The organism is Microbacterium sp. Mcb102, assembly GCF_024519805.1.
Taxonomy (GTDB): Bacteria; Actinomycetota; Actinomycetes; order Actinomycetales; family Microbacteriaceae; genus Microbacterium.
In genome coordinates this window covers 212,053-233,224 of the sequence record NZ_JALJRG010000003.1, presented here as the reverse complement: position 1 = coordinate 233,224, position 21,172 = coordinate 212,053, and the positions used below count along the sequence as shown (strand labels likewise).

Sequence of the window (21,172 nt, the reverse complement as noted above, 5' to 3'; positions counted from 1 at the left end):
AATCTGGAGTATCGATACATGTCTGAAGGACTCGACCCGCTCTTCTCGGTGCGGGACAAGGTGGTCGTCGTGACCGGCGGCTTCGGCCAGATCGGAGCGGAGTTCGTCCGCTCGCTGCACCAGCGGGGCGCGCGCGTCGCCGTGACCTCTCGCAGCGAGGTGGCCGATCCCGCCGCGCGTCTCGGCATCGACGACCCGGATGGGCGCCTGCTCGCCGTGGCGATGGACATCACCGACCAGGCCAGCGTGGACGCAGGGCTCGACCATGTCGCCGCGACCTGGGGTGTGCCGACCGTCGTCGTCAACAACGCCGGACTCGACACGCAGCCCAGCGCGCCGCCGGAGGTCTCCGGGCCGTTCGAGGAGTTCCCGGTCGACGTGTTCCGCGAGGTCGTCGACACCAACCTCGTCGGCACGTTCCTCGTGACGCAGGCGGCGGGTCGGCGGATGCGCGATGCCGGCGTCGGCGGCTCGATCGTCAATGTGGGATCCATCTACGGGATGGTGTCGCCCGTGCAGGACATCTACGCCTACAAGGCCGAGGACACGGGCATCCCCTTCATCAAGCCGGTCGCGTACTCGGCGGCGAAGTCGGGGCTCTACAACCTCACCCGCTACTGCGCCACGTACTGGGGGCGCGCGGGCATCCGCGTCAACACGCTCACGCCCTCGGGCGTCCGCCGGGACACGCAGGATGCGAAGTTCCAGGCGAACTACATCGCCCGGATGCCGATCGGCCGCATGGCCGAGGCCGACGAGTACAACGGCGCGCTGGTCTTCCTCGCGTCCGACGCCTCGACGTACATGACCGGCTCCAACCTCGTGGTCGACGGCGGGTGGACCGCATGGTGAGTGATCTTCTCGGCACGCGCCTGTTCACAGCGGCGGTCACCCCGATGCGCCGCGACGAGAGCGTCGATCACGGCGCGCTCGCGACCATGCTCGACACCGACATCCGGCGCGGCGTCGAGGGCCTCTACATCTGCGGGTCGTCCGGCGAGGGCGTGCTGCTCTCCGAGGCCGAGCGCATCGCGGTGGCCGAGACCGCGGTGACGGCTGCCGCGGGGCGCGTGCCCGTGGTCTCCCACGTCGGCGCGATGTCGACGGGGGAGGCGGCGCGCATCGCCGCCGCGGCGAAAGACGCGGGTGTCGCAGCGATCTCCATGATCCCGCCGCTGTACTACGGCTATTCGACGGCGGATGTGGTGCGGCACCTCCGCACCGTGATCGACGCGGTCGAGCTGCCCTTCATCCTCTACAACATCCCGCAGTTCACGGGGCGCGACATCTCCGAGGGCGGCTTCGACGAGCTGCTCGCGCTGCCCCAGGTGATCGGCGTCAAGCACACCTCGCGCAACCTGTACGGGGCCGAGCGGATCCTCCGCCGCTACCCGCACCTGACCCTGATCAACGGCTTCGACGAGTTCTATCTGCCGGCGCTGTCGATCGGCGCACGCGGGGCGATCGGCACCACCGTGAGCCTGCAGATAGAGCTCTTCCTGTCGCTGCGTCGACGGTTCGACGCCGGCGACCTCGCCGGAGCGCGTGCCGTGCAGGTGCGCATCAACGACACGGTCGAGGGCATGGTCGAGGTCGGCGTGTTCGGCGCAGCCAAGTACCTCGGCGGCAAGCTGTCGGTCCCGCTCGGCGACTGCCGCTCGCCGCTCCCGGCGCTCGACGACGACGGTCGTGCGCGCCTGGACGCGGTCTTCGCGCGCCTACAGGAGAACATCGCGATCACCGCCGAGGAGGACGCCCGCGACGTCTCGTGATGGGGGATCGCGAGCGTCGTCCGGAGAGGCCGGTAGGGTGAAGCATCCGGGCAGCAGAGGGCGGGAAATGACCACGATCTACGACGTCGCGAGGCGCGCAGGCGTCTCGCCGGCGACGGTCTCGCGGGTGTTCAACGGCACCAGGGTCTCGCCCGAGAAGATCGAAGCCGTGCGCGCCGCGGCGGAAGAGCTGAACTTCACGCCGAACCGCGCCGCCCGCACGCTGCGCACCCAGACGTCCGAGGTCATCGCCCTCGTCATCCCCGACATCGAGAACCCCTACTTCACGGAGATGGCCCGTGGCGTCGAGGATGTGGCCTCCGAGGCCGGTTACTCGGTGGTGCTCTGCAACTCCGACTCGCAGACCGAGAAGGAGGCGACGTACCTGCAGATCGCGATCGCCGAGCACATGTCCGGCGTCATCATCGCGGCGGCGTCGAAGGCGACGGATCTCGACAGCATCCTCTCCACCGGCCGACCGGTGGTGGCGGTCGACCGCGCCACCCGGCACGAGCTCGATCTCGTCGTCATGGCGAACCGAGAGGCGGGCGTCGCGGCGACCGAGTCCCTGATCGCCGCCGGCCACCGACGAATCGCCTACATCGGTGGTCCGGAGGACATCGACACCGCTGCCGAACGCGCCGCGGGTTGGCGAGAGGCGCTCGCAGCGGCGGGACGCGATGCCGACATCGACGAGCTGCAACGGTTCGCGACGTTCCGTGTCGACGGTGCGCGGGCGGCGATGGAGGAATTGCTCGCCCTGCCCGACCCGCCGGACGCCGTCGTCGCCGGAAACAACCTCATCGGTGTCGGAGCGATCCAGGTGCTCACCGAACACGGACTCACCCCACCGGCAGTCGGGGTCGCAGTCGTCGGGTCGCTGCCCTTCACGACGCTCTCGCCGACCGCCGTCACGATGGTGCAGCTGCCCGCCCGCCACATGGGTGTGACGGCGGCGCGCATGCTCCTCGAGCGCATCGCCGGCGACACCCACCCTGCGCGCACGGTCGTGCTGCGGGGCGAGACCCGGCAGGCGACCGCGCGGCGTTCCGCGTAGGGGTTCGCCCCGCATCGCCTCGGTGATGGACGGTGCATGCGTAACCACGATCTCCTGCTTGCATCGTGAAATCGATTTCAGCTACGCTTTCCTCAGGCGTGATCAAGGAGGACACCATGCGATGCACCCTCGGGGTGGACGTCGGCACATCGAGCACCAAAGGCGTGCTCGTGGCGCCCGACGGAACCATCATCGCCACCACCACCCGCGAGCACGACGTCTCCCGGCCGCACACCGGCTGGGTGGAGATGGATGCCTCGATCTGGTGGGACGAGTTCGTCGACATTGCCCGCGAACTGCTCGCCGCGCACCCCGATGCCGAGGTCGTCGCCGTCGGCGTCAGCGGGATGGGTCCCTGCATCCTGCTCGCCGACGAGAACGACCAGCCGGTCCGACCCGCGATCCTCTACGGCGTCGACACCCGCGCTTCCGCCCAGATCGAGAGGATCACCGCCGAGCTCGGCGTGGACGAGATCACCCGCATCGGAGGCTCGGTGCTCACGTCGCAGGCCGGCGGGCCGAAGATCGCCTGGATCGCGGAGGAGGAGCCGGCGGCCTGGGCGCGCGCCCGACGGCTGTTCATGCCCGCATCCTGGCTCGTCCGTCGGCTCACCGGCGCGTACGTCTTCGACCATCAGTCCGCGAGCCAGGTCTCTCCCCTCTACGACATCGAGAGCGAGCGGTGGCACGCCCCGTTCTGGGGTCGCTACGCCACCACGATCGTGCAGCCGCGCCTCGCGTGGGCCGGCGACATCGCCGGCACCGTCACCCTGCAGGCAGCCGAATCGACCGGAATCCCGGCAGGGACGCCCGTCATCACGGGCACGATCGACGCCTGGACCGAGGCCGTCAGCGTGGGCGCGCACGAGACCGCCGACCTGATGCTGATGTACGGGACGACGATGTTCATGGTCTTCACCAGCGCGGTGACGCCGGGGGAGCCCGCGCTGCGCACGCCGTCGATGTGGACCACGGCCGGCGCCTTCCCCGGTACCCGGAACCTCGCCGGAGGCCTCTCGACCTCCGGCGCGCTGACCGCGTGGCTCAAGGAGCTGACCGGTGCCGACTACCCGCAGCTCCTCGCCGAGGCGGAGGCATCGGGGGTCGGCGCCCGGGGTGTGCTGATGCTCCCGTACTTCGCAGGAGAGCGCACCCCCATCCAGGACCCGGACGCGCGAGGCGTGATCGCCGGGCTGACGCTCGAGCACACCAGGGGAGACCTGTACCGGGCGGCGCTCGAGGCCACCGCGTTGGGCGTGCGGCACAACGTCGAGACCATGCGGGCCGCCGGCGCCGACATCCGCCGGATCGTCGCGGTCGGCGGCGGTACGCAGGGGCGACTGTGGCTGCAGATCGTCTCCGACGTCACCGGTCTCGTGCAGGAGGTGCCGGAGACCACGATCGGTGCGAGCTACGGGGCCGCCTTCCTGGCCGCGGTCGCCGTGGCAGCCGACGGTGAGGCGCCGCTCATCACCGACTGGAACCCCATCACGGAGCGCATCACCCCGAACGCCGAGCTGCGCACCGCCTACGACACCCTGTTCGACCGCTACGTGCGTCTGTACGACGGAACGAAGGGCGTCGTCCATGAACTCGCCGCCGAGCAGCGCGGCACGTCATCCCACTCAACCCCGGAGGAATCATGACCACCTACGCACTTCCCGCCCCCGTGTCCCGCCCGGCATCCGCGCCGAAGACCGCCTACCTGATCGCGTCGGGCGACCTGCGCGAGGCCGCCAACACCGGCGGCTGGCCGGTGCAGGTCGAGCTCGAGGCCGGCGTCACCGGCGTCTTCAACGACCTGGGATGGGCCGTCGTCCGCGCCAACGACGTCGACCCCGAGACGGGCCACGGCTTCATCTCGAGCCAGCGCATGGGGCTCGAGGTCTTCAAGAACATCCCGACAGATGCTCCGCTCATCGTCGCCGAGGCCGTGTGGCAGTACTCCCATCACGTGCTCGCCGGCCTCCGCACGCACCAGGGCCCGATCCTCACGGTCGCGAACTTCGCCGGTGACTGGCCCGGCCTCGTCGGACTGCTCGGCCTGAACGCCGGTCTGACGAAGATGGACAAGCCCTACGCCACGATCTGGTCGGTCGACTTCTCGGACGACTGGTTCAAGGCCGGCATCAAGGAGTGGACGGAGACGGGTGCCATCACCCATGACGCCTCGCATGTGCGCGCGCTCCCCGCCCTCCCCGACAGCCCCGAGAAGCAGTTGGGCGAGGCCCTCGCAGCGGAGCTCCTGGCGGAGAAGGCCATCATCGGCGTCTTCGACGAGGGCTGCATGGGCATGTACAACGCGATCTTCGACGACGAGCTGCTCAACCAGACCGGCATCTACAAGGAGCGCCTGTCGCAGTCGGCCCTCTACGCCGAGATGCTCGAGGTCACCGAGGCCGAGGCGGACGCCGCGTATGACTGGCTGATCGACGCGGGCATGACCTTCCGGTACGGCGAGGATGCCACCACCGAGCTCACACGGGAGCAGGTGCAGTGGCAGCTGAAGATGTACATCGCCGCGCTCCGCATCGCCGACGACTTCGGCCTCGACGCGGTGGGCATCCAGTACCAGCAGGGGCTGAAGGACCTGGTTCCGGCCTCCGATCTCGCCGAGGGCATCCTGAACTCGACTCAGCGTCCGCCGGTGACCTCACGCGACGGTTCACGGGTGCTGCACGACGGCCGCGCGTTCCCGCACTTCAACGAGGCCGACGAGGGGGTCGCCGTGGACGCGCTGGTGACCGATCGCGTCTGGCGTGCGATGGGCCTCGTGCCCGACAACACCCTGCACGACGTGCGCTGGGGCGAGGAGTACGACGGGCAGTTCGTCTGGGTCTACGAGATCTCGGGCTCGGTTCCGGCGTCGCACCTGGGCGGATGGCAGAACGCCGAGGGCTGGCGGCAGGGGCACGTGTTCTTCCCCGCGGGCGGAGCCACGATCAACGGCGTCTCGAAGCCCGGCGAGATCGTGCTGTCGCGTGTGTTCATCGCCGACGGGATCCTGCAGGCGGACACCTTCCGCGCGTCGGTCGTCGAGCTCCCGGCCGAGGAGACCCAGCGCCGCAAGGACGCTACGAACCCGGAGTGGCCGATCGCCCACGTCGTGCTGCACGGCGTCTCCCGCGACCAGTTCATGGCCCGCCACAAGGCCAACCACGCACAGCTCGTCTACGCTCCGGATGCCGAGACGGCGGACAAGGCTCTGATCGCCAAGGCCGCGATGTTCGACGGAATGGGCATCAAGGTCAACCTGGTGGGAGACGTGGCGGTCTGACCCGGCGCTCGTCTGCCTGGAGGGCTACTGAGACCGCCAGAACCGCATCACCAGGTTCGTCAACTCCTTGTCGAGATCGTCGACCTTGGACTCGATCCGCCCGAGGCGCGCGTCGAGGCCGTCGATACGTGTCGAGAGAGCGGTGTCGAGGCCGTCGATACGTGCCGAGAGGGTGGCGTCGATGCGATCGACCTCGACGCGGATCACGCGGCTGAGCTGCGTCGTCATGAGCGTCATGCCGCCGAGCATCACAGCCGCGAAGATACCGAGCAGCGTCCATACCTGAGGGTCGTTCAAGCGCATGCCTCCAGTCTGAGTTCGGAGGCCCACGTTGTCACGGTATTCCGGTCTCGCTGCGCCACGAGCCCAGTCGTCGTGGGTACCTCGCCGAGACGAGGTGCCCGTGTAGAAGGAGTGGCCGACCGGAGGGATCAGCCCAGGTCGAAGATCTCGAGTTGACGGAGCGTGACCTCGGCCACCGCGCGCACGCGGAGCGCCGAGGTCACGGTCCGGGCTGTCAGGGTGAACGGCGTCGTGCGGTCGGCCGGCAGCTCGGCCCGGTGTGTCATCGTGACGGGCATCCACTGGCCGTCCGTCCCTTCGGCCTCCCATCGAAGGGCCGACGACGATGCCGTCGCCGCCACGGTCACGCTGACGTCGGTCACGCCGCGAGGCTCCTCGAACCGCCATCCCACCCATTCCCCGCGACGCAGCGCGACACCGGCATCCCCCGACGGCACACCGTCGTCGAAGACGCGGTCCGGATGGATGGTGTCGGTGGAGGCGACGACCTCACCGGCGCCGGGGGCCAGGTCAGGGCACCAGATCGCGAGGTCGTGGAGGGAGGAGCCCGCTTCGAGCGCTGCGGCCGGGTCGACGCCGAAGTCCAGTTCCAGCACCGCGTCGCCGGAGAGCGCGTCGATCGGCAGGTCGGCCGAGCGCAGGGGCACCCCGTCGAGTCGCGCCTCCTGCAGGATGTGGGCCGAGGGGGTGGCTCGACGCGACCGGATGCGCAGGGAGGAACCGTTTTCGCGATCCACGCGGATGTCGTCGAAGCGAGGCGACCCGATCCGCAGCCGCCCCGACGCGAGCTCCAGCGGGTAGAGGCCGAGCGCGGCCCACAGCCACCAGGCGCTCATCTCGCCGTTGTCCTCGTCGCCGGGGAAGCCCTGGCCGATGTGCGCTCCGGCGAACAGGCGCGCGGCGAGGTCGTGCACGAGCGGCGCTGACTGCCACGGTCGGTCGCTGAACGCGTACATGAACGGGATGTGGTGTGCGGGCTGGTTCGAGATCGCGCACATCCCGGAACGCAGCGCCCTCGCCTCGCGCTGCTCATGGATGACGGTGCCGTACGCGCCGCCGAAGCGTTCATCGGCGGTCTCGGGTTCGGCGAACAGGGCGTCGAGGTGGCGTCCGAGACCGGCGGGACCGCCGTAGAGGTCGGCGAGGCCCGCACCGTCGTGCACGGCGCCGACCGACATGCCCCAGGCGTTCGTCTCGACGTTGTCTCCGCCCCAGGATCGCGGATCGAACCCGGATGCGGAGAACGCCTCTTGATCGTCCCGGCCGCGGAAGAACCCGGTGTCTTCGTCGAACAGCGTGCGATACGACCGGGCGCGATTCGCGAAGTATCGGGCGAAGGATCTGTAGCGCGCGGCGTCCGCGGCCGTGGCGGACTCGGTGGCGAGCTGCGCCGCGAGCCTCCCGAGTGCGGCATCGCTCACCGCGTTCTCGATGCTCCAGCTCATGCCCTCCGGCACTTCCGAGGGGATGTATCCGGTGAACCGGCCCCTCGCGATGCCCTTGCGGCCGCGGCGCGCATCCGGCCCCGGCTCGCACGCGTTCCGCCATCCGCTCTCGAACGCGGTGACGCGGTCGAAGTCCACGCCCCAGCGTGCGGCATCGGCGAAGATCTGGTCGCTCGAGGTGCCGACCATGCTGTCGACGTATCCGGGTGCGCTCCATCGCGCCATCCACCCTCCCCGGCGGTACTGCTCGAGCTGCCCGTCGAGGAGCCGCCCAGCGAGGGAGGGATCGAGCAGGGCGAGAGCCGGCCACTCGGTGCGGTAGGTGTCCCAGTATCCGTTGTTCACGACGAGTTCGCCGTCGACGGCCGGTGCGACTCCGCTCTCGTCGTGTGACTCGCGCGCGGCGAACACGTCGGCGAATCGCCAGACCGGCGCCTCCGCGGTCCCGGCGTTCTCGGCCGCGCTGTTGGGGTACAGGTGCATCCGGTGGAGCGCGGCCGCGATCCGGGACCGATGCTCCTCGTCGGCGAGCGTGCGATAAGGGGCCTCCGCGTCCGGCAGCGGTGGGATCGTGACGCGGCCGAGCAGCCGGTTCCAGGAGGCGGCGGCCGCGCCCCGCAGCTCCTCATAGGGGATGGTTGCCGGAGCCTCGGAGTCGAGACTGTGCCGTGCCTGATCGATCGAGAGGAAGGAGATGCCGATCCGTACCTCGAGCGCCCCGCGTCCGCCGATGTACCCGGCGACCCTGCCCCGCCCGTCGTCGTCGAGTGGTCCACGCTCGTCCGTTTCGACGCCGTGCGGGGTCCGCAATATGGATCCGGCGAAGAAGCAACGGGGAGCGTTGCCCCAGTCCTCGGGCCCCTCCGGGATCCACCCCTCGAATCCGCCGGCATCCGTCCAGAAGAGACGCCCCGCGTCGGTGAGCTGATCGATGACGAAGCCGACCGGGGCGGCGGCATCCGCGCCGCGCACGCGGAACGCGGCCGTGTGCGACGTCGCCGTCATCTCGACCTGCAGGCCGTCGCCGAGATCAGCCGAGTATTCGTGCGGACGCGCCCGTTCGGAGCCGGGGGTGATCCAACGCCGCCGTCCGGCACGGCGCGAGGTGGGCGCGCCGAGGAACGGCATCAACTGCAGCACCGAGCGATCGCCGATCCACGGGCTCGGCTGATGGGAGAACTGCAGCGCTTCGAGCCGTCGCCCCTGGGGGTCGTCATGCACGAACGGCCGATACGGCCAGCGGGCGTCTTCCGCGGCGGTCGCCGGTGTGACGAACGTGAATCCGTGCGGCATCGCCACCGCCGGGATGGTGTTGCCGCGGGAGAACCGTGGACCCGAATGCGAGCCGCGGCGGGTGTCGACCCGTTCGACGGGGGTGAGGTCGGCGGAGGGAGCCCGCTCCTCGATCACGACCTGCACGAACCCGGTGCACCGCGCGGGGAGGTCGGCGGTACCGGGGAGGGATGCGGCGCAGAGCACGACCTCGACCGTGCCGCTGCGGCGTGCGAAGGGGGCGAGGGAGACGGTGTCGGCGTTCCACTGCTCGGGCAGACTCCAGCGGGCGGCGAACTGCGCCTGCGCGGTGAGCGGGAAGTCGTAGCGATCGCGCACGGCCGACGTGTCGCTCAGTCGTGCGCCGTCGGCGAAGCGCACATCGACCGTCACAGCGAGGGCTGCGTGCGGAGACAGTGTCGCCGCGGGACCGTCGGCGTAGAACGCCCAGTGCAGCACGGTGTCGGGGGAGATCTCGAGGTCGGTGAGCCCGGGCACGTCGACCCGCTGCTCGCCGGCAGAGGGATCGAAAGCGAAGGCGAACACCGGGCCGGGCAGCACGCCCGCTCGGGGACGGGACGACGGAGGATCGGCCGGCCCGTCCGCCGGCGTGAGATGCGCGGCGCTCACCCCTTGATCGCGCCCTCCTGCACGCCCTTGAAGAAGAAGCGCTGCGTGAACGAGAACATGATGACGATGGGCACGAGAGCGATCATGGTGCCGGCCGCGATCAGGCGCGGGTCGACCGAGAAGCTGCTGTTCAGATACGCCATGCCGACCGTCAGCGTGTACTTCGACGGGTCGGACAGCACGATGAGCGGCCAGAGGTAGTCGTCCCAGGCCCCGATGAATGCGAAGATCGCGACCACCGAGACCATGCCGCGGATGTTCGGCCACACGATGTGGCGGATGCGCTGCCAGGTGGTCGCACCGTCGACCGTCGCGGCATCCAGCACGTCCTTCGGGATCATGCGGCAGGCGGTGGCGATCAGGAGCACGTTCATCGCGCTGATCGCGCCGGGGAGGAAGACGCCCCAGAGGGTGTCGGCCAGCCCGAGGGCGCGGATCGTCAGGAAGTTGCTCGTCACCGTCACCTCGCCGGGGAAGAGCAGCGTGGAGAGCAGGATCGCCATCACGATCCACTTGCCGCGGAACCTCATGCAGCCCAGCGCGTAGCCCGCGAACGTGGCCAGGACGACGTTGCTGACGACCGTGCCGACCGAGACGAGCAGCGAGTGCCAGGCGTAGAGGTACACCGGGACGATGTCGGCGACCCTGCTGTAGTTCTGCAGCGTCGGCTCGCGCGGGATGAGCTCGGGCGGGAAGGAGTAAATGTTCTCCTGGGGCCCCTTGAAGGATGTCGACAGCTGCCAGATGAACGGCCCGATCACGAGCACCAGGACGAAGAGGAGGAGGGCGTATCGACCGATCAGACCGCCGAGGGTCGGCTTGCTGAAATCGCCGGATCCGCGGCGGCGGAACATGCGCTCGCGGGTCGGCGCCGACAGCTCCTCGGAGGGGCGGGCGTCCTCTGTCGAACGGGGCGGCGTGAGCGTGCTCATGCGGAGACCTTCGCCTTCTTCTCGCGATTCATGACGGCGATCGCGACGAGCGGGATGAGGGTGAGCAGGAACAGCGCCACGCTGATGGCGGACGCGTATCCGATGTTCCCGTTGAGGCCGGAGCCGACCTGGCGGATGAGCATCACGAGCGACATGTCGTATCCGCCCGGGCCGCCCGTGCTCTTCGAGAGCACATCGAGCTCGGCGAACACCCTCATGGCGGACACCGCGATGAGCACCGAGATGAGGAGCATCGCGCCGCGGACCGAGGGGATCGTCACGGACAGGAACCGGCGGAAGGACCCGGCGCCGTCGAGCATCGCCGCCTCGTGCAGCTCCTTGCCGACGTTCCCGAGCGCCGCGAGGTACACGACCATGTAGTAGCCCAGGCCCTTCCAGACCGTGAGCAGGATGGCGCAGCCGAGCAGCAGCCAGCGATCGACGAGGAACGCCATCGGCTTGTCGACCAGCCCGAGGAACTCGAGCGTCTGGTTGATGATGCCGCGGCTGTCGAACAACCAGGTCCAGATGAGGGCGACCACGACCACCGAGGCGATCACGGGGAAGTAGAACGTGGTGCGGAAGAACGAGATGCCGGGGAGCTTCTTCTGCACGAGCAGCGCCAGCAGCAGCGGCAGGATCGTGAGCAGCGGCACGCACACGACCACGTAGATGAGGCACGTCGTCAGGGCGTTCCAGAACATCTCGTCGCCGAACATGCGCTCGTAGTTCGCCCCGCCGACGAACTCGGGCGTCCGCAGGGGTTTGGCATCGGTGAAGCTGAGGAAGACCGTGTTCAGGAACGGCCAGAGCGCGAACACCAGCACCCAGGCGACGGCGGGCCCGAGGAGCAGCCAGGGTGTGAACCACCGGTGGGATCTCATCGTCTTCCGGCCGGCCGTGATGCCGGTGTCCGCGCGCATGGCTTACTTGTCCACGCGGTTGGCGTTGGCGTACTCGACGATCTTGTCGAGCTGGGCCTTCGCGTCCGCCTCGCCGTTGACCGCGAGGGCGATCTGCTGGGTCATGTACGTGGCCATGTCGGAGGTCCACTGGAACGGCAGCGCCTTGGCGTCCTTCATCGCGCCGAAGACGGTGTCGATCGCCGACAGCTGCTTCTCGTCGGTGACGGTCGCGGCGATGTTGTCGACGACCTGGTCTCCGCCCTCGGCCGTTCCGGGAGCGGTGCCGACGGCGAGCGACGAGAAGGCCACCTGGTTCTCCTCGTTCGTCGCGAACTCGGCGAAGGCGAGCGCGGCCTCCTTGTTGTCGGAGTCCGCCGAGACGTTGAGCCCCTGCACGTACAGCGGTGCGACACCGAGTCGCGGCGTCGCCACCGTGTTCTCGAGCAGCGCCGGTGCGTCCTTCTGCAGGTCGGTCGTGAAGCCGGTGCCGCCGGTGGTGAAGGCGACCTTCTCCTGGATGTACGCCTCCGCGTTTCCGCCGTAGTCACCGGTCAGGGCTTCCGCGGGCATCGCGCCGGCCGCGTACGCATCCGCGTACTTCTCGATGATCGCCGCGGCCTCGTCGGTGTTGAAGTCGAACTCGCCCTCGTCGTTGATGACCTCCATGCCGGCGGCCGTGAACGTGTCGAGGGCCGGGATCGAGGAGAGGAGCTGCACCTTGCCGTTGGATTCGGTGGCCACGTCTTTCGCGAGCGTGAGGAGCTCGTCGACCGTGGTCGGGAGGTTCTCCTCGGTGACGCCGAAGGGTGCGAGTTGCGCGAGGTTCCACCAGGAGGCGTCGCTGGAGAGGTACCAGGGCAGGCCGTACGTGCCCTCCATGCCCGGGTACTGGCTGTAGGCCTCCCAGGCGCCCGTGTTGTAGGCGGTCTTCAGGTCGGGGTCGGCGGTCTCCAGGTCGATCAGCTTGCCCGCGGCGACCAGCGGGTACGCGATGTCGGGCGGCAGGTTCAGCACATCGGGGAGGGTGTCGGCGTTCGCCTGGCTCAGGATCTTCTCCTGGTAGCCGTCGCCCGGCTGGTCGAGCCACTCGACCGTCACGTCGGGGTGCTCCTTCTCGAACGCGTCGATGAGGTCCTCGAAATACGGGGTGAACTTCTCGTTCTTGAGCGACCACGTCTGGAACTGGATGGTGCCGCTCAGCTCGCCCGATGTGTCGATGGGGCCCGCGGCGCCGGAGGTGCCGCCGCCTCCTGTGCAACTCGTCAGCGCCAGAACGCCGATGCTGAATGCTGCCAGAGCGACAATGCGTGTGCGAACTTTCATCGTGCTTCTTCCTCGAGGCGGGCGAATCCGCGCGAAGTCCGCAGGAACGGGACTACAGCGCTTTAGCAGATGAAACCATCCGATTTCCTCCCTGTCAAGGCAATCGTCCGGCGACGCACTGCCTGCAAGTGCAGGAGTGCGCACTGTTCGTTGCTCAAGCGTTATAGTGGTGCGAACTCCGCCCTCCTCGAAGGGCACGTCCGAAAGGTCTGACACATGACGCAGCGCGGCGCCCTCGATGCTCCTCTGAGGTTCGGGGCGAACTACACGCCGTCGAAGAACTGGATGCACTCCTGGCTCGACTTCACCCCCGACGACGTGCGCCGGGACTTCGCGGCTCTCGCGGAGCTCGGGCTCGATCACGTCAGGGTCTTCCCACTGTGGACCGTGCTGCAGCCGAACCGCACGCTCATCCGGGAGAAGGCCATCGACGACGTCCGTGCCGTCGTCGACATCGCCGGCGAGTTCGGCATGGATGCGGGCATCGATGTGGTCCAGGGGCACCTCTCGAGCTTCGACTTCGTCCCCTCGTGGCTGTACACGTGGCACGACAAGAACATGTTCACCGATCCACGGGCGCTCGAGGGTCAGGTCGCGCTCGTCGACCGGCTCGGTCGGGCGTTGAGTGACGCACCGAACTTCCTCGGCCTGACGCTCGGCAACGAGACGAACCAGTTCTCCGCGCACACGCACCCGTCGCCATGGCCGGTCACGCAGGACGAAGCCGGCGGCTGGATCTCGACCCTGCTGGCGGCGGCGGAGGCCGCGGCGCCGGGGATCCCGCACGTCCACAGCGAGTACGACGCCGTCTGGTACATGGACGGCCACGGCTTCACGCCCGCGCATGCGTCGCGCCTGGGGGCCATGACCACGATCCACTCCTGGATCTTCAACGGCACCGCCCAGCGCTACGGCGGTCGCTCCGTCGCCTCCGATCGCCACGCCGAGTACCTGATCGAGCTCTCCCGCGCCTTCGCGACCGATCCCGACCGGGCGGTGTGGCTGCAGGAGGTGGGCGCGCCCTCGAACTGTCTCACCGACGAGGAGATGCCGGGCTTCCTGGAGGCGACCGTGCGCTCCGCCGCGCGCACCCAGAACCTCTGGGGCATCACCTGGTGGTGCTCGCATGACGTCAGCCGCGACCTCGGTGACTTCCCCGAGCTGGAGTACACCCTCGGGCTCATCGGTCAGGACGGCGCGGCGAAACCCATCGGTCGGCGTCTCGCCGAGATCATCCCCGACCTGCGACAGCGCGTCGCGCCGCCCGTGCGGGACACGGCGATCGTGGTGGACGTGGACGAGCGCGAGGTTCCCGTGAGTCGGGCGGCGCTGAGCCCGGGCGGTGCGGTGTTCCAGGCCTGGGTCGATGCCTGCGCTGCCGGACTCGACCCGGCCCTCGTCACGTCGCGTGACGCGCAGGACCCGGTTGTCCTCGATGCGCGTGGCATCCGCCGCCTCATTCGTCCCGACCTGTCGGCCGACGTCGTCGATCCCTACGGATCGGTCAACACCGTCGTCCAGAGCTGACCGCGACCGCGGTTCGGGCCGGACGAGGTCGTTCAGGCGAGGCGCGCGGGCGGAGCGGTGCTCTCGCGTGCCGTGAGCACCGGCGTCGGACCCTCGACGCTGGGCAGGTTCACTCCCGCCTCGATCTGCTGTAACAGTAGGGTCGCCGCGCGCTCTCCGAGTTCGAAGGTGTCTCGGGTCATCGCCGTGATCGACGGGTTGATCAGTCCGGCGATGACGGAGTCGTCGAACGAGGCGAGGGAGACGTCGCGCGGCACGGCACGGCCCATCTCCTGGGCGACGCGGAGGCCTGCGACCGCCATCACGTCGTTGTCGTAGACGATCGCGGTCGGCTGCTGCCGACCGGAGAGCAGCGAGCGCGTGACCGCCGATGCTCGTGCGGGCGAGAAGTCCGTGATGATGACCTCGCCCTCGACGCCGTCGGTCCTCATGCGCCCGAGCACCTCGGCACGCAGGCGCGTGTGCTCGAGTTCGGCCGGGCCGGCGACGTAGGCGATGCGGGTGTGCCCGAGGGCGACCAGGTAGGAGAAGAGCGTCTCGGCCACCGTGTCGTCGCCGATCCAGACGCTCGGCACGGAGCCCTCCGGCGAGGGCTCGGAACCGATCATCACGGCCCGGGCGTCGAGGGCTTCGATGCGCCCGACGCGGGGATCGTCCTCGCGGGGGTCGATGAAGATGAAGCCGTCGACCTGGTTGGAGGAGCGCCACTGTCGGTGCACTTCCATCTCCTCGGCGATGTCGCTGACGAGGCGGAGCTGCAGGCTGACCTTGCTCTCCGACAGCCGTGACTCGATGCCGGCGATGAGGTCGGTGAAGAACGCCTCGGATCCCAGCGACCGTGCCGGGCGGGCGAGGGCGAAGCCGACGGTGTTGGCGCGCGCTCCGACCAGCGCTCGAGCCGCCGAGCTCGGCTGCCAGCCGTTCTCTTCGACGATGCTGAGGATGCGCTGCCTGGTCTCGTCGCTCACGCCGGGGCGGCCGTTCAGCGCGAAGGAGACGGCACCGGGAGAGACCCCTGCCATGCGCGCGATGTCGGCGATGGTGACGCGTTTCGCCGGGGTCATAGTCCCTCACCATACTTGATCGATTTAGTCTCGCGGAAGAAGTGACGATGCGTTTAGACTTGGCTACTAGATCGTTTTAGTAAATCCGATAGCATCAACACGGCGTCGCCTGTCGCGCCGCGGACCAGCACTCACCGTCGAGCCCGGAGATTCCCATGCATGACGACACCTCGCTCACCGTCGGCCGCGTCAAGCGGGTCCTCGAGGAGCGCATCCGCCCGGCGATCCACTCGGCCTCCGTGCCGCTGGACGTCGCGATCCACGAACTGCCCGGCGAGCCGATCGCTCCGGCCGAGGGGCTCGCGCTCGACTACGAAGCCGGGACCGTCGGCGCACCCTGGGGCCCGGCGTGGGGCACCACCTGGTTCAAGCTCACCGGGCGCGTGCCCGCCGAATGGGCCGGACGCCGCGTCGAGGCGCTCATCGACCTCGGATTCGACGTGAACATGACGGGCTTCCAGTGCGAGGCGCTCGCGTACCGTCGCAGCGCCGCAGGGTCCGACCCGATCCCGGTGAAGAGCATCAACCCCCGCAACCAGTGGGTGCCGATCGCCGAGGCGGCCGCGGGCGACGAGCCCGTGGAGCTGTACCTCGAGGCGGCGTCCAACCCGGTGCTGCTCGACTACCACCCCTTCCTGCCGACGCAGGAGGGCGACATCCTCACCTCCTCGAAGGAACGCCTCTACCGCGCGCGCCGGATGGACCTGGCCGTGTTCGAGCAGGAGGTCTTCGATCTGTCGCTCGACCTCGAGGTGCTGTTCGAGCTGCAGGCCGAGCTGCCGGCGACGTCGCCGCGCCGCATGCGCATCCTGCAGGCGATGGACGACGCCCTCGACGTGCTCGATCTGCAGCGCATCGTGGCGACGGCACCCGACGCCCGCGCCCGCCTCGCCGACGTGCTCGCCGCGCCCGCCGAGGCCAGCGCGCACCGCATCTCGGCCGTCGGCCACGCGCACATCGATTCCGCGTGGCTCTGGCCCGTGCGCGAGACGATCCGCAAGGTCGCACGCACCACCTCGTCGATGACGACGCTCATCGAGGAGCAGCCCGAGTTCCAGTACGGCATGTCCAGCGCGCAGCAGTACGCCTGGATCAAGGAGCATCGCCCCGAGGTGTGGGAGCGGGTCAAGGCCGCGGTCGCCGCCGGGCGTTTCCTGCCGCTCGGTGGCATGTGGGTCGAGTCCGACACCGTGATGCCGACGGGCGAGTCGCTGGTGCGGCAGTTCTCGCACGGGCAGCGGTTCTTCGAGCGCGAGTTCGGCATCCGGTCGAAGGGCGTCTGGCTGCCGGACAGCTTCGGGTACTCGCCCGCCCTGCCGCAGCTGATGCGCCGTGCCGGGTTCGAGTGGTTCTTCACGCAGAAGATCTCCTGGAACCAGCAGAACGTCTTCCCGCATCACTCCTTCCTCTGGGAGGGCATCGACGGCTCGCAGGTGTTCACGCACTTCCCGTCGATGGACACCTACAACTCGCAGCTGAGCGGCATGGAGGTCGCGAAGGCCTCGCGCCAGTTCAAGGAGAACCGACTCAGCTCGCGGTCGATCGCACCGGTCGGCTGGGGCGACGGCGGCGGCGGCACGACCCGCGAGATGACGGGCAAGGCCGAGCGCCTGCGCGACCTCGAGGGCAGTGCACAGGTCGTGTGGGAGCACCCGGACGTCTTCTTCGATGCCGCCAAGGCCGAGCTGCCGCATCCGGCGGTCTGGGTCGGCGAGCTGTACCTCGAGCTGCACCGTGGCACGCTCACCAGCCAGCACGCCACCAAGGCGCTGCACCGCTGGGCCGAGCATGCGCTGATCGAGGCCGAGCTGTGGGCCGCGACGGATGCGGTGCGCACCGGCGCCGCGTATCCGCAGGCCGAATTCGACCGGCTGTGGCAGGCCGTGCTGCTGCATGAGTTCCACGACATCCTGCCCGGCACCTCGATCGCGTGGGTGCATCGGGAGGCGGTCGCCGTGCTGAGCGACGTGCTGTCGGATGCCGAGGACATCTCCCTCGCCGCTCGCCGTTCGCTCGCCGGCGAGGGCGACCGCGAGCTGCAGTTCGAGCCGACATCGGTCGGGCGCGGACGTGCGCTCGGGGCGGCGTTCGTCGCCGAGCCGACCGCGGCGCCGGTCTCACTCACCGAGGAGAACGGCGGGTGGCGACTCGAGAACGAGCTCGTCTCCGTGCTGGTGTCGGCCGAGGGCCTGATCGTGTCCGCCATCGACAAGGCCAGCGGTCGCGAGGCGGTGGCCGAGGGCAAGGCCGCGAACCTCTTCCAGCTGCACCAGGACTTCCCGAACATGTGGGACGCGTGGGACATCGACCGGTACTACCGCAACAGCGTCGACGACCTCACTTCGGTCACGTCGATCGAAGCGTCGATGGTCGGCAGGGCCGCGCGGATCGTGGTCGTGCGTCCGTTCTCGGAGTCCACGATCGAGCAGACGATCATCCTCCACCCCGAGTCGCGCACCGTGCTGCTGCGCAACGAGATCGACTGGCACGAGACCGAGAAGCTGCTCAAGCTCGCGTTCCCGCTCGACATCCAGGCCGCGCACACCGAGGCCGAGACCCAGTTCGGCTACCAGTCACGCGTCACGCACACGAACACCAGCTGGGAAGCGGCGAAGTTCGAGACCTCGATGCACCGCTTCGTGCTGGTGCGCGAGCAGGACTTCGGCGTCGCCCTCGTCAACGACTCGATCTACGGGTACGACACCTCGCGGGAGGTGTCTGACGACGCGGTGACGACGACGGTGCGGCTGTCGCTGCTGCGGGCCCCGCGCTTCCCCGACCCCGACACCGACCACGGCCACCACGAGATCGAGGTCGGCTTCGTGATCGGAGCGGATGCCGCGGTCGCGACGGCCGAGGGAATCAGGATCAACGCGCTTCCGAGCGTCGTGCGTGGTGCGCGTGAGGTCGAGCCGCTCGTGTCGGTGCAGGGAGACGGCATCGTGGTGTCGGCGGTCAAGCTCGCCGACGACGATTCCGGCGACGTGATCGTGCGGGTGTACGAGGCGCTCGGGCGCCGAGCGGTCGGCGAGCTGGTGGTCCGCTTCGAGCACCGCGAGGTGCGCGAGGTGAGCCTGATCGAAGACGACATCGACGACGCGCGGGTCGGCGGCGAGCTGCAGCTGCGACCGTTCGAGGTGCGGACGCTGCGCATCGTGCGCTGAGGCTCGGTTCCCGTTGTGGTCGCCGGGCGGGTGCGCGACGATGGCGGGATGGCGAGCATCGACGACGTGCGGGCGATCGCCCTTGCGCTCCCCGGAGTTGAAGAGGTGGTGAGCGGCCACACCGGCGAGGCCGCGTGGCGCGTCAAGAGCGGGCAGTTCGCCTGGCTCCGCGGCCCTAGCGCGACCGACCTGCGGCAGCTCTCCGAGCTCGGGCGCGAGTGGCCAGCGGGCGAGGTGCTCGCCGTGCGTGTCGCCGACCTCGAGGAGAAGGACGCCCTGCTCGCGGCCGAGCCCGAGGCGCTGTTCACGATCCCCCACTTCGACGGATACCCCGGGCTGCTCGTGCGCCTCGACGCCGTCGACCGCGATCGGCTGGACGAGATCATCACGGATGCCTGGCTGGTGCGGGCACCCGCCGGGGTGGCGAAGGAGTGGCTCGCGGAGCGCGGGTTGGGCTGAGCGGCTTGCTGCCTCGAGGGCTGCTCAAGCGGGATCGAGTCGCAGCACGTCGGGGGACTCTCCGCCGGCGAGGTCGTCGGCGATACGGATGCTGCGCGCCAGCTCATCGAGCGCGCCGACCAGCGTGCCGAACCGCTCCTTGTCGCTGCACACCGCGGTCAGCGTCACCAGATGCGTACCCGTGTCCCAGGTGTAGGTCGCGAAGGGCGGCGACGCCGGCGAGGGCGGCATCGGCACGAGCAGCTTCTCGCCCACACCGAGCCGGGTGGGGAAGGACTCCGTGTCGTCGTAGTCCATCGGCATCGACGCTCGCGCGATCCGCACGTCGGGCGTCAGGACCTGCGCGGTCGCCATCGCCACGACCAGCTCCGGTTCGGCCTTCCAGGTCCACACCAGCACGCGGCCGTCCGCCCGCTTCATCAGCATCGGCGCCGCCTGACTCATCGCCCACGCGCCGAACCGCGATCCGGGGCGCTCGGTCGCGCCGACGGCCGCATTGACCTGGCCCAGCAGCATCCGGATCGCCGCCTTGCGGTGCCGACGGCCCTTCCATCCGAGCGAGTCCGTCACGGGAATCCACAGCTGGGGATCGGCGTCGGCAGTCAGTCGCATGGCTCCACGCTAACGGCTGAGGCTGAGGGATGCCCGGTACGCCTCGGCCGTCCGCGCAGGGCGCTCGGGTAGAGTGGCCAGCGCCCGACCAGGGCTTTCCCTTGGCCGCCACATCGTAAGGCTGCATGTCTGTGACTCCCTCCGACGATCCGATCGATCCGTCGAGCGGCCCCGCCGCCGAACCCGCGCCCCGCCCGTTGAAGATCGTGATCGGCTGCGACACGTTCGCCCCCGACATCAACGGCGCCGCCCGCTTCGCCGAGCGCCTCGCTGCGGGCCTCGTGCAGCGCGGCCACGACGTGCACGTCGTCGCCCCCAACCAGGCCTACCGGCGCGCGCAGCCGCACACCGAGGTCATCGAGGGCGAGCCGATGACCCTGCACCGGCTGCCGTCGGTGCGCTGGGCTCCCCACGACTGGCTGCGGTTCGTCTGGCCGTGGCGGTCGAAGCCCTACGCCCGCAAGGTCATCGACCAGGTGCAGCCGGATGTCGTGCACATCCAGTCGCACATCGTGATCGGCCGCGGCCTGGCCTACATCGCGCACGAGCGCGGCATCCCGGTCATCGCGACCAACCACGTCATGGCCGAGAACATCCTCGATCACACGACCATGCCGAAGTTCATCGACGACCTCGTCCTGAAGTTCGCCTGGGCCGACGCCAAGCGCACCTTCGACCTGACGCGAGCGATCACCACCCCGACCCGCCGCGCGGCCGACTTCCTCGAGAAGACCGTCGAGGTGGAGGGTGTGATCCCCGTCAGCTGCGGCATCGACCGCACGCAGTACACGCCGGTGATCGCCCCGCGCGACAAGAACCGCATCGTCTTCGTCGGCCGGCTCACCGCCGAGAAGCAGGTCGAGGTCATCCTCAAGGCGATGACGAAGCTCGACCCGGCGCTCGACACGACCTTCGACATCGTCGGCGGCGGCGACCAGCGCAAGCAGCTGGAGCACCTGGCCGCGCAGCTCGGTCTCGCCGACCGGGTCACGTTCCACGGGCGCACCACCGACGAGGAGCTCCGGGCGCTGCTGTCCCGGGCGAGTCTCTTCGTGATCGCGTCGATCGCCGAGCTGCAGTCCATCGCGACGATGGAGGCCATGGCGTCGGCGCTGCCGATCGTCGCGGCGGATGCCGTCGCCCTCCCGCACCTCGTGCACGACGGCGAGAACGGCTACCTGTTCGAGCCGGGCAACGTCGATGCGCTCGCCGCCCGCCTGACCGATGTGCTCACCGCGGAACCTGCGGAGTACGAGCGGATGCAGCGCGCATCGCTCGACGGTGTCGCGATCCACGACATCAACCGCACCCTCGACACCTTCGAGGCGCTGTACCGCGACGAGCCGCTGCCCGAGTAACCCGCTATGCACAGTGTCCCCCTCGGATCACGGCGCCACGACGCCTCGGCGACGGAGTAGCGCGCCATGCAC

16 protein-coding genes are annotated in these 21,172 nt (G+C 69.2%); 9 read left to right on the top strand and 7 right to left on the bottom strand.

Going from position 1 to position 21,172, the window contains the following annotated elements:
- The first annotated feature begins 18 nt into the window (after nucleotides 1-18).
- From OC372_RS10045 to OC372_RS10025, 5 genes are all read left to right on the top strand, one after another.
- Nucleotides 19-852 carry an SDR family oxidoreductase gene (locus OC372_RS10045; protein ID WP_105711549.1) on the top strand — a complete coding sequence of 278 codons (834 nt, stop codon included), beginning with the start codon at nucleotides 19-21 and terminating at the stop codon, nucleotides 850-852.
- Entirely contained in the window at nucleotides 846-1,772 is a 927-nt protein-coding gene (locus OC372_RS10040) for a dihydrodipicolinate synthase family protein (protein WP_262001779.1), read from the top strand. The genes OC372_RS10045 and OC372_RS10040 overlap by 7 nt, the downstream gene beginning before the upstream one ends.
- A 67-nt stretch (nucleotides 1,773-1,839) precedes the next feature.
- Nucleotides 1,840-2,829 (top strand): LacI family DNA-binding transcriptional regulator, encoded by a 990-nt coding sequence (locus OC372_RS10035; RefSeq protein WP_105711551.1) that lies wholly within the window; start codon nucleotides 1,840-1,842, stop codon nucleotides 2,827-2,829.
- 116 nt (nucleotides 2,830-2,945) lie between these two features.
- Nucleotides 2,946-4,475, top strand: coding sequence for an FGGY-family carbohydrate kinase (locus tag OC372_RS10030; protein WP_262001776.1), 1,530 nt, complete (start codon nucleotides 2,946-2,948; stop codon nucleotides 4,473-4,475).
- Nucleotides 4,472-6,106: a fucose isomerase gene (locus OC372_RS10025; RefSeq protein WP_262001774.1), complete on the top strand. Its 1,635-nt coding sequence runs from the start codon at nucleotides 4,472-4,474 to the stop codon at nucleotides 6,104-6,106. Before OC372_RS10030 ends, OC372_RS10025 begins: the two co-directional genes overlap by 4 nt.
- A gap of 24 nt (nucleotides 6,107-6,130) precedes the next feature.
- On the opposite strand, the gene OC372_RS10020 is transcribed toward OC372_RS10025, so the two are convergent.
- From OC372_RS10020 to OC372_RS10000, 5 genes are all read right to left on the bottom strand, one after another.
- Nucleotides 6,131-6,409 carry a hypothetical protein gene (locus OC372_RS10020; RefSeq protein ID WP_262001772.1) on the bottom strand — a complete coding sequence of 93 codons (279 nt, stop codon included), beginning with the start codon at nucleotides 6,407-6,409 and terminating at the stop codon, nucleotides 6,131-6,133.
- A gap of 128 nt (nucleotides 6,410-6,537) precedes the next feature.
- Nucleotides 6,538-9,756 (bottom strand): GH92 family glycosyl hydrolase, encoded by a 3,219-nt coding sequence (locus tag OC372_RS10015; protein ID WP_262001770.1) that lies wholly within the window; start codon nucleotides 9,754-9,756, stop codon nucleotides 6,538-6,540.
- On the bottom strand, nucleotides 9,753-10,688 hold the full coding sequence (locus tag OC372_RS10010) for a carbohydrate ABC transporter permease (protein ID WP_105711555.1): 936 nt from the start codon (nucleotides 10,686-10,688) through the stop codon (nucleotides 9,753-9,755). Before OC372_RS10010 ends, OC372_RS10015 begins: the two co-directional genes overlap by 4 nt.
- On the bottom strand, nucleotides 10,685-11,611 hold the full coding sequence (locus OC372_RS10005) for a carbohydrate ABC transporter permease (RefSeq protein ID WP_105711556.1): 927 nt from the start codon (nucleotides 11,609-11,611) through the stop codon (nucleotides 10,685-10,687). The genes OC372_RS10010 and OC372_RS10005 overlap by 4 nt, the downstream gene beginning before the upstream one ends.
- A gap of 3 nt (nucleotides 11,612-11,614) precedes the next feature.
- Nucleotides 11,615-12,916: an ABC transporter substrate-binding protein gene (locus tag OC372_RS10000; RefSeq protein WP_105711557.1), complete on the bottom strand. Its 1,302-nt coding sequence runs from the start codon at nucleotides 12,914-12,916 to the stop codon at nucleotides 11,615-11,617.
- A gap of 216 nt (nucleotides 12,917-13,132) precedes the next feature.
- On the opposite strand from OC372_RS10000, the gene OC372_RS09995 reads away from it, so the two are divergent.
- Nucleotides 13,133-14,443, top strand: coding sequence for a glycoside hydrolase 5 family protein (locus OC372_RS09995; protein ID WP_262001767.1), 1,311 nt, complete (start codon nucleotides 13,133-13,135; stop codon nucleotides 14,441-14,443).
- Between the two features lie 32 nt (nucleotides 14,444-14,475).
- Here OC372_RS09995 and OC372_RS09990 read toward each other — a convergent pair whose 3' ends face one another.
- Nucleotides 14,476-15,507, bottom strand: coding sequence for a LacI family DNA-binding transcriptional regulator (locus OC372_RS09990; RefSeq protein WP_105711559.1), 1,032 nt, complete (start codon nucleotides 15,505-15,507; stop codon nucleotides 14,476-14,478).
- Between the two features lie 155 nt (nucleotides 15,508-15,662).
- Here OC372_RS09990 and OC372_RS09985 point away from each other — a divergent pair, with 155 nt between their 5' ends.
- Both OC372_RS09985 and OC372_RS09980 read left to right on the top strand, forming a co-directional pair.
- A complete protein-coding gene (locus OC372_RS09985) occupies nucleotides 15,663-18,671 on the top strand; it encodes an alpha-mannosidase (protein WP_262001764.1) in 3,009 nt (1,002 codons plus the stop codon).
- 48 nt (nucleotides 18,672-18,719) lie between these two features.
- Complete coding sequence (locus OC372_RS09980) at nucleotides 18,720-19,130, top strand: MmcQ/YjbR family DNA-binding protein (protein WP_262001763.1); 411 nt, start codon at nucleotides 18,720-18,722, stop codon at nucleotides 19,128-19,130.
- A gap of 24 nt (nucleotides 19,131-19,154) precedes the next feature.
- On the opposite strand, the gene OC372_RS09975 is transcribed toward OC372_RS09980, so the two are convergent.
- Nucleotides 19,155-19,742: a hypothetical protein gene (locus OC372_RS09975; protein WP_262001761.1), complete on the bottom strand. Its 588-nt coding sequence runs from the start codon at nucleotides 19,740-19,742 to the stop codon at nucleotides 19,155-19,157.
- Between the two features lie 125 nt (nucleotides 19,743-19,867).
- Between OC372_RS09975 and OC372_RS09970 the strand changes: the two genes are divergently transcribed.
- On the top strand, nucleotides 19,868-21,100 hold the full coding sequence (locus OC372_RS09970) for a glycosyltransferase (RefSeq protein WP_262001759.1): 1,233 nt from the start codon (nucleotides 19,868-19,870) through the stop codon (nucleotides 21,098-21,100).
- Nucleotides 21,101-21,172: the final 72 nt, after the last annotated feature.